Source organism: Mesorhizobium sp. B2-1-3A (assembly GCF_006442655.1).
In the GTDB taxonomy this organism is placed as follows: Bacteria; Pseudomonadota; Alphaproteobacteria; order Rhizobiales; family Rhizobiaceae; genus Mesorhizobium.
Genome location: NZ_VFWK01000005.1, coordinates 240,305 through 254,968, shown reverse-complemented (window position 1 = coordinate 254,968; position 14,664 = coordinate 240,305). Strand labels below are relative to the sequence as shown.

At 65.1% G+C, this 14,664-nt stretch carries 11 protein-coding genes; 6 read left to right on the top strand and 5 right to left on the bottom strand.

Going from position 1 to position 14,664, the window contains the following annotated elements; genetic code table 11:
* Positions 1-7 precede the first annotated feature (7 nt).
* Positions 8-1,819 (bottom strand): ABC transporter ATP-binding protein, encoded by a 1,812-nt coding sequence (locus FJ977_RS21525; RefSeq protein ID WP_140774208.1) that lies wholly within the window; start codon positions 1,817-1,819, stop codon positions 8-10.
* Positions 1,820-2,036: 217 nt separating this feature from the next.
* Here FJ977_RS21525 and FJ977_RS21520 point away from each other — a divergent pair, with 217 nt between their 5' ends.
* From FJ977_RS21520 to FJ977_RS21500, 5 genes are read left to right on the top strand one after another with little or no spacing between them, the layout of a single operon-like run.
* Entirely contained in the window at positions 2,037-3,389 is a 1,353-nt protein-coding gene (locus FJ977_RS21520; RefSeq protein ID WP_181180000.1) for an LLM class flavin-dependent oxidoreductase, read from the top strand.
* A gap of 11 nt (positions 3,390-3,400) precedes the next feature.
* On the top strand, positions 3,401-4,174 hold the full coding sequence (locus FJ977_RS21515) for a DUF427 domain-containing protein (protein WP_140774206.1): 774 nt from the start codon (positions 3,401-3,403) through the stop codon (positions 4,172-4,174).
* 52 nt (positions 4,175-4,226) lie between these two features.
* Positions 4,227-5,879 carry an ABC transporter substrate-binding protein gene (locus FJ977_RS21510; protein ID WP_140774205.1) on the top strand — a complete coding sequence of 551 codons (1,653 nt, stop codon included), beginning with the start codon at positions 4,227-4,229 and terminating at the stop codon, positions 5,877-5,879.
* 14 nt (positions 5,880-5,893) lie between these two features.
* Complete coding sequence (locus FJ977_RS21505; protein ID WP_140774729.1) at positions 5,894-6,853, top strand: ABC transporter permease; 960 nt, start codon at positions 5,894-5,896, stop codon at positions 6,851-6,853.
* On the top strand, positions 6,850-7,731 hold the full coding sequence (locus tag FJ977_RS21500) for an ABC transporter permease (RefSeq protein ID WP_140774204.1): 882 nt from the start codon (positions 6,850-6,852) through the stop codon (positions 7,729-7,731). Before FJ977_RS21505 ends, FJ977_RS21500 begins: the two co-directional genes overlap by 4 nt.
* A 359-nt stretch (positions 7,732-8,090) precedes the next feature.
* Here the strand turns inward: FJ977_RS21500 and FJ977_RS21495 are convergent, their stop codons facing one another.
* A complete protein-coding gene (locus FJ977_RS21495; protein WP_246683239.1) occupies positions 8,091-8,525 on the bottom strand; it encodes a response regulator in 435 nt (144 codons plus the stop codon).
* Between the two features lie 16 nt (positions 8,526-8,541).
* On the bottom strand, positions 8,542-10,809 hold the full coding sequence (locus FJ977_RS21490) for a PAS domain S-box protein (RefSeq protein WP_140774203.1): 2,268 nt from the start codon (positions 10,807-10,809) through the stop codon (positions 8,542-8,544).
* A 397-nt stretch (positions 10,810-11,206) separates the two neighbouring features.
* Between FJ977_RS21490 and FJ977_RS21485 the strand changes: the two genes are divergently transcribed.
* Positions 11,207-11,350: a hypothetical protein gene (locus FJ977_RS21485; protein ID WP_140774202.1), complete on the top strand. Its 144-nt coding sequence runs from the start codon at positions 11,207-11,209 to the stop codon at positions 11,348-11,350.
* Positions 11,351-11,375: 25 nt separating this feature from the next.
* On the opposite strand, the gene FJ977_RS21480 is transcribed toward FJ977_RS21485, so the two are convergent.
* Positions 11,376-13,589, bottom strand: a complete 2,214-nt coding sequence (locus FJ977_RS21480; RefSeq protein WP_140774728.1) for a cation:proton antiporter — start codon at positions 13,587-13,589, stop codon at positions 11,376-11,378.
* A 208-nt stretch (positions 13,590-13,797) separates the two neighbouring features.
* The gene (locus FJ977_RS21475; RefSeq protein ID WP_140774201.1) at positions 13,798-14,490 is read right to left on the bottom strand and encodes a DUF2270 domain-containing protein; all 693 of its coding nucleotides are present in this window, start codon (positions 14,488-14,490) and stop codon (positions 13,798-13,800) included.
* Between the last annotated feature and the right edge of the window lie 174 nt (positions 14,491-14,664).

The window sequence follows — 14,664 nt, the reverse complement described above, 5'->3', positions numbered from 1 at the left end:
GGATGTCTCAGCCGGCGCGCTTCCAGCAGGCGATGAAATGGCCGGCTTCAACTTCCCGGGCGACAGGTTCGGCCTCGAGGCAGCCGGCATCCGCCAGCGGGCAGCGGCCGGCGAAGGCGCAGCCGCCTGGGCCAGCCTCGATGGCGGTTTGCGCTTCGGCCATGGCCGTCGCCTGCCCATCGTTCGAGGACGCCGCCAGCAGCATTTGCGTGTAGGGGTGGTTGGGGCCGGCGAAGATCTGGTCGGAGGAACCGGTTTCGACCAGGCGGCCGCGATAGAGCACGCCGATGCGGTCGGCCATGTAGCGCACGACCCGCAGATCATGGCTGATGAAGAGGTAGGCGGTGTCCTTGCTCTTCTGCAGGTCGTTGAGCAGGTTGAGCACGGTTGCCTGCACAGAGACGTCTAGGGCCGAGGTCGGCTCGTCCAGCACCACCAGCCTCGGCAGGCCGGCGAAGGCGCGCGCGATGGCCGTGCGCTGGCGCTGGCCGCCCGACAGCGTGCCGGGCTTTTGTTCCGCCGTGGTGGGCGCGAGGCGCACCGAAGCCAGGAGGTCGCCGACGCGTTGTGGCACCGCGCGGCGGGACAGGCCAGCCAGTCGCCGCAGCGGGCGGCCAAGGATGCGGCCGATGCGCTGGCGCGGGTTGAGCGTGCGGTCGGGCGACTGGAACACCATCTGCACATCGCGCCGCTCGCCTGGCTGGCGCTGTTCGACCAATGGCGCCACGGTCTTGCCGAACAGCGCGACGGTACCAGCCGTCGGCGGCTGCAGGCCGGTGACGATGCGGGCCAGCGTCGACTTGCCGGAGCCGGACTCGCCGATCAGCCCGAAGGTCTCGCCGCTGGCGATGTCGAGGTCGATGCCGTGCAGCACCGGCTGGCCGCCAAAGGATTGTTTGATGCCTCGGCACGAGACGGCGATTTCGCGTTGCGGCGCGGGCAGGGCATTGTCCTCGCTCTCCCCGGCCGGCTTATCCGAAGCCACGTCCACGGGGCTTGCATCCTCGGCCAGCCTGCCGTCGCGCTTGGTGCGGTTGAGCGTCGGAATGGCGGCGACCAGTGCCCTTGTGTAGGCATGGCGCGGGTTGTCGAACACCTCCCCGGCGGCGCCGGTTTCGACAATCGCGCCCGCCTGCATCACCGAGACCCGGTCGCAGGAGCGGCGGATCAGATTGATGTCGTGGCTGATCAGCAGGATCGAGGTGCGGTGCTCTCGGCGCAGATCGTCGAGGATGGCGATGATCTCGGACTGCACGCTGGCGTCGAGCGCCGTGGTCGGCTCGTCCATCACCAGCAGCGACGGGTCGAGGGCGATGGCAATGGCGATGTTGGCGCGCTGTTGCATGCCGCCCGACAATTCGTGCGGATAGAGCCGCAGCACGCGTTCGGGATTGGCGACGCGGACGCGGCCAAGCAACTGTGCCGCACGGCCAAGGGCCTCGTCGTGGTGCATCGGGCGATGGCGCAGGATCGTCTCGGTGATCTGTCCGCCAATGGTCATGCTCGGGTTCAGCGCCGAGCCCGGATGCTGGTAGACGGCGGCGATGCGATCGCCGCGCAGCCGGCGCAACTCGTTGGTCGAGAGGTCGCGGATCTCGCGGTTCTCAAAGGCCAGTTGCGCGGCTTCGACCCGGGCGTGCCTGGGCAGGTAGCGCAGCACCGCCAGCGCCACCGAGCTCTTGCCGGAACCGGATTCGCCGACCAGCCCAAGCGCTTCGCCCTGCGCGATCTCGAGCGAAATGTCATCCACCGCGCGGTGGACGCGCCGGGCTCCCCTGTAGGAGACGGAGAGGTGCTCGACATTAAGAACCGAAGACATGGTTGGCAAAACCGAAGGCATGGGGGGACCGGAAACCACTTTCTGCGAGCGCCGCGATCAGGGGCAATCGCTTCCGCTTTCATATGGAACAATCTCTATAAAATTACTCGAATTAAGCCCGAGCGCAATCTAACTTTCGCTGACTGGAAGATTTTCGGGGCACGGCCACAGGCCGCGGCTCCGGCGTTTTTCCGCATCCGCAGGGAAGGGTATCCAGATGTCGCACATGATCCTCAGCGCGTTCTTCTTCAACCCGCAGGGCGACCATCGCATGGCATGGCGCCACCCCCGCGCGCCAGGCCGCGAAGTGCTCGATTTCGACTATTATCGCGAGCTGGTGCAGGCGGCCGAGCGGGCCAGGATCGACACCATCTTCGTCGCCGACCATGTGTCGATCTGGGATTCGGTGAAGAGCGGCGTCGCGCACTACGCCAATGCGCGTCTCGAGCCGCTGACGCTGCTGTCGGCGCTGGCCGGTGTGACCAAGCATATCGGCCTGATCACCACGGCGTCGAGTTCCTACAGCGAGCCCTATAATGTGGCGCGCCTGTTCGCCTCGCTCGACCATATCAGCAAGGGCAGGGCGTCGTGGAACGTCGTCACCTCGGCCATGGACGAGGAGGCGCGCAATTTCGGCCGCGACGGCAATATCGAGCACGCCTTCCGCTATGAGCGGGCCGGCGAGTTCCTCGATATCGTCAAGGCGCTGTGGGACAGCTGGGAGGACGAAGCGCTCCTGATCGACAAGGAGACGGGCTATTTCGCCGACCCGGACAAGGTCCATCCGATCGACCACAAAGGCAAGCACTTCAAGGTGCGCGGGCCGCTCAACGTGTCGCGGCCGCCACAGGGCCATCCGCTGATCGTCCAGGCCGGCTCGTCCGAGGACGGCAAGAATTTCGCCACTGCCCAGGCCGATGCGCATTTCGCCATCTACAGCACCAGGGAAGACGGCATCAAATACCGCCAGGACATCAACGAGCGGCTGGCGCGCCACGGCCGGCGGCCGGAAAGCTTCAAGATCCTGCCCGGCATCCTGCCTGTTGTCGCTGCCTCCGAGGCGGAAGGACGCGACAAGCAGGAGTATCTGCAGACGCTGCTTCCCGACCAGGTCGGCATCGATCTTCTGTCGAGCTGGAGCGGCATCGACCTGTCGGCCTACCCGCCGGATGGCCCGCTGCCGCCCCTGCCGGACGAGAGCACCTTCAATGGCGGGCGTACCTCGCTCAACCGCGTCAAGCAATGGTCGAAGCAGAATCTCAGCCTGCGCGACATCGCCCGCAAGCTCGCCAACAGCGGCTCGGTGCCGACGGTCGCCGGCACGCCGAAGCAGATCGCCGACCAGCTCGAGGACTGGTTCGTCTCGGGAGCCGCCGACGGTTTCAACCTGATGTTCCCGCTGCTGCCCGAGGATTGGGTGAACTTCGCCGAACAGGTGGTGCCGGAGCTGCAGCGCCGTGGGCTGGTGCCGACCGAATATGCGCCGGGCACCTTGCGCGACCGCTTCGGGCTCGCCCGCCCGGCCAACCGCTTCGCCGAGCAGCGCGCCAATGCGCGCGCCGTGTCCTGAGGGGAATGGCCATGACCGCGGCACCGAACCTTCAGCCTCGCGAAGCCACCGCTCCGCGTCTCGTCAACGTCCTGCACAGCCCCAAGCGGGTGCGCGTCAAGTTTGGCGGCCGCACCATCGCCGACAGCCGCAATGTGCTGGTGCTGCGCTCCAACCATTTCCTGCCGATCTATTTCTTCCCGCCGTCCTCGGTCGATCCGTCGGTGCTGAAGCCGTCGCTGCATCGCGAGCCGCACGCCGTCGGCGGCGAGACCGCCTATTGGGACATCGACAGCGGCGACAGGCGTGCCGCCAATGCGGCGTGGTCGTTCACAGCACCGCCGGACGAAAACCTTTCGCCGCTCGCCGGCCGCATCGCCTTCACCTGGAAGGCGGTCGACCAGTGGTTCGAGGAGGAAGAGGAAGTCTTCGTCCACGCCCGCGACCCCTATGCGCGCATCGACGTGCTGCAAAGTTCCAGCCATGTCCAGGTCTGGTTCGATGGCGACATCATCGCCGACAGCAAGCGCCCGGTGCTGCTGTTCGAGACCCATCTGCCGACGCGCTTCTACCTGCCAGCGGAGGATATAAGGCTGGAGCGGCTGACGGCGTCCAATTCGACGACGCGATGTCCCTACAAGGGCATCGCTTCCTACTGGTCGGGTCTGTTGAAGGACGGTTCGGTTCGCCCCGACATTGCCTGGACCTACCGCGACCCGATCGATGAGATGCCCAAGATCAAGGGCCTGATCGCCTTCTATCCGCAAGCGGTCGACCGCATCCATCTCGACGGCCAGCCCGCCTGACGGCGGCTTTCCCACCATTCATGCCCATCATCCAATTCAAGAAAGAGAAAAAATGACGAAACGGTCCGATATCGATTTGCTGCGCAACCAGGCTGGACGTGACCACACAGGCGACATCTGGAATGTCGCGGTGGACGAGTATGCGCAAGGCTTCCTCAAGCGCCGCGACCTCCTGAAATACGCAGCACTTCTCGGCCTCACCGGCTTTGCCGCCTCGCAGGGGCTGTTCACGCCAGGCGCGGCACGCGCTGCGGGAGCCGGTGGCACGGTCCGCGTCGGTCTCGGCCAGCCGACCAAGGCGATCGATCCCGTCACGGTGACCGACCCGGCCAGCATCGGGGTGATCAGTCAGGTGGGTGAATATCTGATCCTCGACGACCCCAAGGATGGGCTGCAGCCGAAGCTTGCGCTCTCGTGGGAAGCCGACGAGACGGCCAAGCGCTGGACCTTCAAGCTCAGGCCAGGCGTGAAATTCCATGATGGCCGCACCGTCACCGCAAAGGATGTGGTGGCGAGCTTCGAGCGGCTTGTCGATCCGGCCAGCGGCTCGTCCGCCTTGTCGGCCTACAAGGGCATCCTCTCCAAGGGCGGCGCCAAGATCGTCGACGACGAAACCGTTGCCTTCGATCTCGACCAGTCGAACAGCAACTTCCCGTTCTATGTCTCCTCCGACGTCTACAATGCCGTCATCCTGCCGGCCGATTATGCCGGCGATTTCGAGAAGAACTTCAACGCCACCGGCCCGTTCAAGCTGGACTCCTTCCGTCCCAAGCAAGGTGCCAGCTTCGTGCGCAACCCCGATTATTGGGGCGACAAGGCACTGCCCGACCGCGTCGAGATCAAGTTCTTCGACGACGAGCAGGCACAGGTGCTGGCGCTGCAGGCGGGCCAGCTCGACGTCATCCCCTCCACCACGCGGCTGGAACTGGCGATCGAGGGCAATCCCAACTTCAAGCTGCTCAGCGTGCAGGCAAGCTCGCATGACGAAGTGCATCTGCGGACCGACCAGGCGCCGTTCACCGATAAGCGCGTGCGCCGCGCGCTGGCGCTCACCATCGACCGCGAGGCCGTGGTCAAGGGCTTGTTGAAGGGCCGCGCCATCGTCGGCAACGACACCCCATTCGCGCCGATCTTCCCCTCGGCCGATCCGTCCGTGCCGCAGCGCAGGCAGGACATCGAGGAGGCCAAGCGGCTGCTTGGCGAGGCCGGCGTGCCCAACGGCTTCGAGGTGACGCTGACCACCGAGCGTGCCTACGACATTCCCGACTATGCCGTTCTGATCCAGAACTTCGCCAAGAAGGCCGGCATCGACATCAAGCTCAACGTGCTGCCGCAGGATGCCTATTACGGCTCGGCGACATTCGGCAGCTCGCCATGGCTGGATTCCAATCTCGGCATCACCGATTTCGGCCATCGCGGCACACCCGACATCTTCCTCAACGCGACGCTGAAGAGTTCGGGCGCCTGGAACGCGGCGCATTTCAATAACCCCGACTATGATGCGCTGCTGGCCGACTACGGCAAGGCGCGCGACCTGCAGGCGCAACGCGTGGCCGCCGGCAAGATCCAGACCTTGCTGCTCGACGAGACGCCGCTGATCATCGGTTATTTCTCGCAATACAGCCGCATCGTCTCCTCGAAGGTCGAAGGCGTGCGCTTCACCGCCATCTCGCACCTGCTGCTCGACAAGGTGTCGTTCGTTTGAACGGCATCGCCTCGATGGCGATCGTCCGGCCTCTGGCCGCACGCGCAGGCTCGCTGCTGCTGACGCTGTGGCTGGTCAGCGCGCTGGTCTTCCTCGCCGGGCAGGTGCTGCCCGGCGATGTCGGCCGTGTCATGCTCGGCCCGTTCGCCGATGCGCAGGCGGTCGCCGAACTCAATCGCAAGCTCGGCACCGACCAGCCGATCCTTGCCCAATACTGGCACTGGTTCAGCCGGGCTATCTCAGGCGATTTCGGCGACTCGCTGTCGATGCGGGCGCCGGTGGCGCCGTTCGTTCTGTCCAGCATCAAGAATTCCGCGGCACTGGCCGGCGTCGTGCTTTTGTTCCTGGTGCCGGTCGGCATCGGCTCCGGCGTCGTCGCGGGCCTGCGCTCGGGGAGCCTTGTCGACCGCCTGATCGTGCTGACCGGCGTTTCGCTGAGCATCGTGCCGGACTTCGTCTCCGGCCTGCTGTTGCTGATGGTCTTCGGCCTGTGGCTGGCCTGGTTTCCGATCACCGGCACCGCGCCTGATGGGGCCGGCTTCTGGACGTCCAGCTACTATCTCATCCTGCCGGCGCTGCCGCTGGTGTTGAACCTGATCGGCTATGTCGCGCGCATGACCAGGGCAGGGGTGATCGAGGCGCGCGCGGCGGACTATACGCGCACCGCGATCCTCAAGGGTCTGAGCCCGTCGCAAATCTTGTTCAAGCATGTGCTGCGCAACGCGCTGGTGCCGACGGTGGCCGTCATCGCCACGCAGAGCGGCTTTCTGCTCGGCGGGCTGGTGGTGATCGAGGCGCTGTTCGGCATACAGGGTCTCGGCAATCTGGTGCTGAGTGCCGCCAAGGCGCGCGATTTCCCGATGCTCGAGGCCGGCGTGCTGGTGATGGCGACAATTTTCGTGTCGACGGCGGCGATCGGCGACCTCCTGCAGGCGCTGCTCGATCCGCGCCAGCGCCGGCGCAGCGCGCCATGACCGACCTCGCGCAGTCTCCCGTGCGTAGCGACATCCGGCTTTCCTGGATCGGCCGGCTGCGTGGCCTTCTGCCTGACGCCGCGCCGTCGACGGTGATCGGCTCGGTGGTGCTTCTGTTCTGGGTCGCCTGCGCGGTGTTCGGTTCGCAATTCGTGCCGTTCGACCCCTATGCCGAGGATTTCCTGTCGATGATGACGCCGCCCGACGCGGTGCACTGGTTCGGCACCGACCAGCTTGGGCGAGACGTGCTTTCACGCATCATCGTCGGCTCGCGCGACATCCTCCTGGTGGCGCCGCTGGCGACACTGGCGGGCGTCACGGCGGGCAGCATCATCGGGCTCGTGCTCGGCACCTTTGGCGGCCTGGTCGATGCCGTTGGCGCGCGGCTGCTCGACGCCGTCATGTCGCTGCCCTTCATCGTGCTGGTGACGATGGCGCTGGTGGCGATCGGCCCATCCAACCTCACCGTCATCGCGGTGATCGGACTTGCCTATGCGCCGCTGGTTGCGCGCACCGTGCGCACCGCAGCGCGCGAGCAGCGCGAGCGCGACTATGTCAGCGCCGCGCGGCTCGCCGGCGAAGGACGGCTGGCCATCATGTTCCTGGAAATCCTGCCCAATGTGCGGGAAACCATCCTGATCGAACTGATCACCCGGCTCGGCTACGCCTTCTTCTCGATCGCGACGCTGAGCTTCCTCGGCCTCGGCATCCAGCCGCCATCGGCCGACTGGGGGCTGGCGATCGCAGACGGCTACGGCTTCCTGACCGGCGGCAAATGGTGGGTGGTGGTGTTCAATTCGGCCGCCATCATCTCGCTGGTGATGGCCACCAATCTCATCGCGCAGGGTATCGGGGCGTTCGAAAACAGCGATAAGTAGGCCGTAGCCGACCGTCGCGTAGGCCAGACCTATCGCCGCTACAGTTGGTGGAGGTTGGCCTCAGCCAGCCTTCGAAACTATTCGTAAACCATTCCAACAAGGTAAATATTTTATGGAGAACCGATCAGGTTGCAGTGGGTTGTGCACGGGTCTGCAACAAAGAGGCCCAACGCTATCATGCACCGTTTATCCGTCTTGACCGCCCTGATGATCTCTTTCGTTACGGCCTATGGCACATGCGTTTGGGTATTCTCTCCCTGTCCGATCGACCTGTTCCAAGCTCAGGCGTCGCCGTTGGAAATTCGTGGCTCGGAGTAGCTTCAATAGCTTCAGATGACGAAAGGATGGTTCCGGGGCGCTTAAGGACAGCTCTTGCGCACAGCTGGAGTGCAAAGCAGCCCTTCGGGTTGCTTTGTCTCGGAGTAGCGAACTAGTCCAGCAACCCCTGTCGCTGCAACCGCCGCCGGCGCATAGGGCTTGGGCAGGAAGACGCCGCCGCTCGGCATCGCGTCCCTGGCCGGCTGTTGCTTGCCTGAGGTGATGATGATCTTGACCGGAGGCCAGCGGTCGCGCACGGCGGCGGACAGGCGCAGCCCGTCCATGGATCCCGGCATGTCGATGTCGGTGAACAGGATGCTGATGTCCTGACGTGTCTCCAGCAGGCTGATCGCCTGGTCGGCATTGCTTGCCTCCAGCACGCCAAACCCCGCCTCGCGCAGTTCGTCGGCGATGGCGAACAGCAGAAAAGCTTCGTCTTCGACGACGAGGACGGTGGCGGGGGTCTGAATGGTCATGGCATGCCCTATGTAGTCAGTACGGTGCTGTCGGCAACTGGGGTGCCGGTGCGTTCAACACGCATTCAACGCCGTCGGGGTGGTAGTCGATCCGCACGGTTCCGCCGAAGTCGGTGCCGAAGACCCGCTCGATCAGGAAGCGGCCGAAGCCCCGCCGGCTGGGCGGCGTTACCGGCGGACCGCCGCTCTCGCGCCAGCGCCAGATCAGCCTGATATCGCTGGGCTTGTCTTGCGATGGCTGCAGCGACCATTCGATCGCCACCTTGCCGTCCGTTGTCGACAGCGCGCCATATTTCAGCGCGTTGGTGGCGAGTTCGTTGACGGCGAGCGCCAGCGTCAGCGCCATCTTGGGATTGATCGGCAGTGCCGGGCCGGAAATCGATATCTGTTCGAGCGGGAAGGTGGCGACGGTGTTGTCGACCACCTCGCGGATCGAGGCGCTGGTCCAGCGGGTCTTGTTCAGGATGTCATGGGCGTTGGCCAGTGCGCGCAGACGCTCGTTGAAGGTGGCGCTTGCCGTGGCGATGTCGGTATTGCGCAGCGTCTGCGAGGCGATGGCCGCGACCATCGCCAGGATGTTCTTGATGCGATGTTCGAGCTCATGGGTCAGCAGCTCCTGCCGCGCCTGTGCCTCGCGCCGGTCGGTAACGTCCTGCATGACGCCGAACATCTTGACCGGCTTGCCGTTCTCGTCGTGGACGAAATCGATGTGGCGCGACAGCCAGCGCAACTCGCCGGTGTCGGGCCGCCGGATGCGGTACTCCACCGCCGGCACGGCGGTGCCCTTCTCACGCGTTTCCGGGTTGGAGCGGACGTCCTTGTCGGCGGGAATGACGATGTTTTCCAGCACGGAGATGTGCACGCTGTCGCGCGGCGAAAGCCCCCAGAGACCCCAGAAGCCCTCGGAGCCAACCACGGTTCCGGTGGGGATGTCGAGTTCGAGTGCCGCGATGCCGGCTGCATTCTGCGACAACTGCAAGCGACGCTCGCTCTGCAGCAGGGCCTGGGCCGCCTGTTTCTGGTCGTCGATATCGGTGTTGGTGCCGATCCAGCGCAGGATGGCGCCGTCGGTATCGCGGATCGGAACTGCGCGCGCGATGAACCAGCGATAGATGCCGTCATTGCGACGCAGCCGGAACTCGGTCTCATAGAATGTGCCGGCGGCCGCCGTCCGTTGCCACTTTTCCGAGGCCGCGACGATGTCGTCGGGGTGTACGATATCGGCCCAGCCACGACCGTCAAGTTCGCCCGGCTTGGCGCCGGAATAATCGTAGATACGCGGGTTGAACCAGTCGAGCAGTCCCTCCGGCGTGGCCGTCCAGACGTGGTTGGGCATTGCCTCGGCGAAGGTGCGGAACTGCGCTTCGCTCTGGCGCAGCGCCTGTTCGGCAATCAGCCGTTCGGTGACGTCGACACCTTGCACGAAGATGCCGAACACCTCGCCCGCGGGGTTGCGCACCGGCTGGTAGACAAGGTCGATGAAGCGGTCTTCGATCGCCGCGCCCGGTGTGCGCTGCAACTCCGCCTTCAAGGCGTAGCCAATGAATGCCTCACCGCTGGTGAAAACCTGGTCGAGCAGTTCGAAGAAGCCCTGGCCTTCTATCTCCGGCAAGGCCTGGCGGATCGGCAGGCCGATGATGTCGCGGTGGCCGACAAGCTGCATATAGGCGGCGTTGGTCAGTTCGACGACATGCTGCGGACCGGACAGCATGGCCATGAAGCCCGGCGCCTGTTCGAACATCTGGCGCTGGCGGTCGCGCTCGCCGGCGCGCCAGCGCTCGGCGGCGACCTTGGCGGTCGTCTCGATGACGATGGCGATGACGCCGGCCGGTTCGCCGCTTTCGTCGAGCACAGGCGAGTAGTCGAGATCGAGCCAGACCTGCTCGGGCTTGCCGGTGCGGTTCAGCGTCAGCACCTGTTCGCGATAGGCAAGCGTGCCGCCTTTGCCCAGGCACACCTTCATGATGTTGTCGTTGAAGTCGGCCACCTCGGGCCAGCCTTCCCGCACTTTCGAGCCGAGCAATTGCGGATGGCGGCCGCCGGCGAATTCCGAATAGCCGTCATTGTAGATCATGACGCCGTCCTCGCCCCACAGCATGACGATCGGCACCCTGGAGCGCAGGATCAGCGAGATCGCTGTCTTCAGGCTCTGCGGCCAGCCCCCGATCGGTCCGATCGACGTCGAGGCCCAGTCGAAGGCGGCGATCAGGCGGCCAAGCTCTCCGCCGCCCGACAGGAAAGCGAGGTGGGGATTGCCTACGGTCGCTGTGCTGGTTTGCGGCATGGAGTCCTGGATCGGTCGGCGTTGCTCGAGGGTCGATTGGTCTGGCTAACGTGTCAGATTCCGTGGATCGTTCGCTTCGTGGCGGCCCGCACGACATCGCGGCGCGGGCGCGACCGTGGCCATGACAGATAGCATCTGGCAAGACGTGAACAGGCATTTCCTCCCCGATCGCCACAACCCCGGGACAAGCCATTCGGTTCCCGGTGCCTGTCGATTTTCCTTCGACAGGGTTGTCGGATCGAGGAGGGAAAGCCGGCTATTTGATCTAATTTCTTTGCAGGCCGTTAATTCGGCCATGCTGTTAATAAGTGCATTCTAATGCATGTCCACCGAAACCGCGTGGCGGTTTCGGGATAACGACATGCGCGAAACTGATTGGTTTAGCGCGGGGTACGCAATGACCAAGAATCTCGGCAATGCACGCTATGTGCCGCCCAAGGACACAAAAGCGTCCTTCTTCAGCAAGGCCGCGCCGGCGCTGTTCCCGCTCGTCGTGGCCGCGCTGGGCTACATGATCGGGCGGCAGTTCTTCGGCATATAGGTTCCGGCACCTCGGCCGAGGTGTTTCAGGGGCTGATTTCGGCTGCCGTCTCCTCGGTGTTGGCGTCAGCCCGCTTGACGCGTTCGCTGGCCAGAAGCACGACCGGGCAGGCGACCGCGGCCAGTACCGCTGTCGCTGTGTCGCCGAAGAACAGCTCCTCGCCCGGCCGTTGGGTGACACCCATCACCACCATGGCGGCCCCTTTGGCCACTTCCCTGGCGATCGATCTGTCCGCCGTGGCCCGGGTGCGGATCGCGGTGTCGACGGCGACGCCGTAGCGGTCCGCGAGATCGGCGACGTCCTTGAGTACGGCTTCCTCCCGGCGGTGCGAAACCGAGCCGGGCCGGTTGCCCTGCCTGGCTTGCGAGACATAGAGCACCTTGACGCGGGCCCGGTGCGGCCGCGCCAGCGCCAGCGCGAAATCGGCGGCGCGGCGCGCGACCTCGGTGCCGTTGACGGGGACCAGTATCGTCGTTCCGGCGCGCAGTACGGGCATCTTTCCATTGGCTTTGGCGCCGTTCAGCACGAGGCAGAGCGGGCCGTCGAAGCCACTGCTGATGTCCTTCAGCGCGCCGCTGAAGGTACCTTTGTCGCTCAGAGTGTTCTCCAGCCCCACCAGCAGAAGCCCATAGCCCTTGCGAGCTTCCGCCGCGATTGTCTCGGCGCTGGCTTCAAGCTCGGTGCGGGCTGTGAGATGGACCTTGTCGACAGGCGTGTCCTCGGCCTTGCTGACGGCCTTCGCACTCCTGGCGGCACCCTTCTTGACTTCCCTGGACGCGCGCTCCGGACCTTTGTCGTTGACCTGCCGGGCGAGCTTGCCATCCTGGAGATGAAGCAGCGTGGTCGGCATGCCGCTGCCGCCGCCGACCAGGCCTGCGAGGTAAGCCGTGAACTTGCCGGCCGGGCTGTCGTCCACCAGCAGCAGCAGGCGCTCCAGCCTGGAGACGAAGCCGCGCTCGTCGAGCAGTTCGCGCTCGACGCGCTGCTTCTCGGCATCGTTGACGGGCAGGCGGCCGAGCGCCCAGCGCAGCATGGGTGGCATGGCGAGCGTGGTGATGACGGCCATGGTGACGATCATTGTGAACAGATTGTGGGACAGGATATTCATCGACAGGCCGATGCTTGCGACGATCACCTCGGTCGAGCCGCGCGCGTTCATGGCGCTGCCGACGGCGGTGGCTTCTTTCAGCGACATGCGGGCCAGCCGGCCGCCGAGGAAGGCGCCGCCGAACTTGCCGACGCTGGCGATCGCCACCAGCGCAAGCGTCAGCAACGCCAGCGTCGGGTCGGTAAGCACGGTGAGGTCGGCTGAGAGGCCGGCCATGCCGAAGAACACGGGCATGAACAGAGCCGTGATGACGCCGCGCAGCTGGCTCTCGATGTGATCGGACAGGATCGGCGATTCCCCGACCAATATGCCGGCGACGAAGGCGCCGAGCACGGTATGGACGCCGATCAGGTTGGTGATCAGCGCCATCACGCCCATGATGATCAGGATGACCGTGATGACGGCGTATTCGCTGCGGAAGTAGTCATTGCTCCAGCGGATCAGCGTGAACACCAGGCGGCGGCCGATGGTGAAGGAAAACACCATGAACAGCGCCACCTCGGCCACCGTGGTGACGAGCGGCAGGACCTGCAAGCTGCCATTGGTGGCGATGCCGAAGGTGACGGCGACGATCAGCCAGCCGATCGTGTCCTCGATAATGGCCGAGGAGATGATGACCTGGCCGAGATTGCGGCGCATGAAGTTCATCTCACGCACCACCATGGCGACGATCTTGACCGAGGAGATCGACAGCGCCGTGCCGATGAACAGCCCGGCGACGACGCGTTGCGTCGGGTCCGGCAAGAGCGAGTCGGGCAGGAACTGCGCCAGCGTGAAGCCGAAGGCGAAGGGTACGACGACGCCCGTGATCGAGATCGAGAAGCAGGCGGCGCCCACCCGGCGCACCAGGCGCAGGTCCGTCTCCATGCCGGTCAGCAGCAGAAGGAGAAGGATGCCGAGCTGGGAGACGGCATCGATCATGCTCTTTTGCGCCGGGTCGTTGGAGAAGATCAGGTGCTGGGCGTCGGGCCATATCCAGCCGAACAGCGATGGCCCGAGCAGGATGCCGCCGATCAACTGCCCCATGATCGCCGGCTGGCCATAGCGCTGGAAGATTTCGCCCAGCCCCCGGCCGACCAGCAGGAGAAGAACGATCTCGGCGACGAACACTCCTTCGGCCGAGCCGCCCATGCCCGACGCATGTCCGGCCGGTTGCGCGGCCAACGCCTGGCTTGCCGGCGCCAGGACGACAAGGGCCGGCAGAAGGGCGGCCACGATGCCGTGTGACCTTGTAGCCGGTTGACGGTTCATGGATCCCTCAAGATGCGCTGCGGCGGGCTGACCCTCACAACGCGCGACCGGTGTTTGCGTTGCAGCCGCGTGGCCTCAGCCATCGAACTCAGACATGGACATCGCCGAACGAGAGTTCGCCGTCGTCGCCCGCCGCGAAAAGCACGATGGCGAGCAGTCCCACATAGAACGCGGCCACGATCGCGACGATGGCGACGCCTGGAATGGGACCGAGGGCGGCGCTGTCGACCGCCTCGCGCAGCGAGCCGACAAAGCCGGTCCTGACGCCGACAGTTTGAAGGCTGGGTGTCGATATTTTCAGCACCCAGGCCAGCAGCAGGATGAGGAACAGGTAGATGTAATTCCGGCGCAGACGGCGCGCCAGGGCGGCACGCTGCGACAACAGGAACTTCGGCGCACGCAGACCCTCCCCGACAATGAGCAGCCAATCCGAGGCGAAGTCGGGCTGCGGAGAGAATATCTGCGCGAAATAGTGGCGTTCGAACTGGCGCACGCGTGCCCGGTAGAAGTCGAAGAACCGATAACGGCGCGCCTCGATCCACAAGAGCAGCAGGATCAGCAGCATGGCAAACAGCAGCACGCCATGATGGGCGCTGGCCGTCGACAGCGACACCGACAGCATGGCCGCCACGACGGTGATCGCCCAGTTCGTCGTCCTGTCCAGACGATCGCGCCATCCGGCCATGCGCGCGATCTCGGCACGGTGGAAATGCGACAGCGTGTTCACGCGCTCCGTCGATGAAAGGGCGGGGCCAGCAGGCTTTGCCGACGCGTCGTTCATGGCATCCTCCGGCAAGGACTAAAACAGTTTGCCGGCAATATCGTTCCCGGTTTCCGCGGGCGGCGCGCCGATCGCCGATTCCCGATCGGCGCGACAAGGGAGCGATTCTGTCCCGGCGACAGCGCCGTGACGGCAATCGCGAGCCGGCGGACGCCCCGATGTCCTGAATTGCCC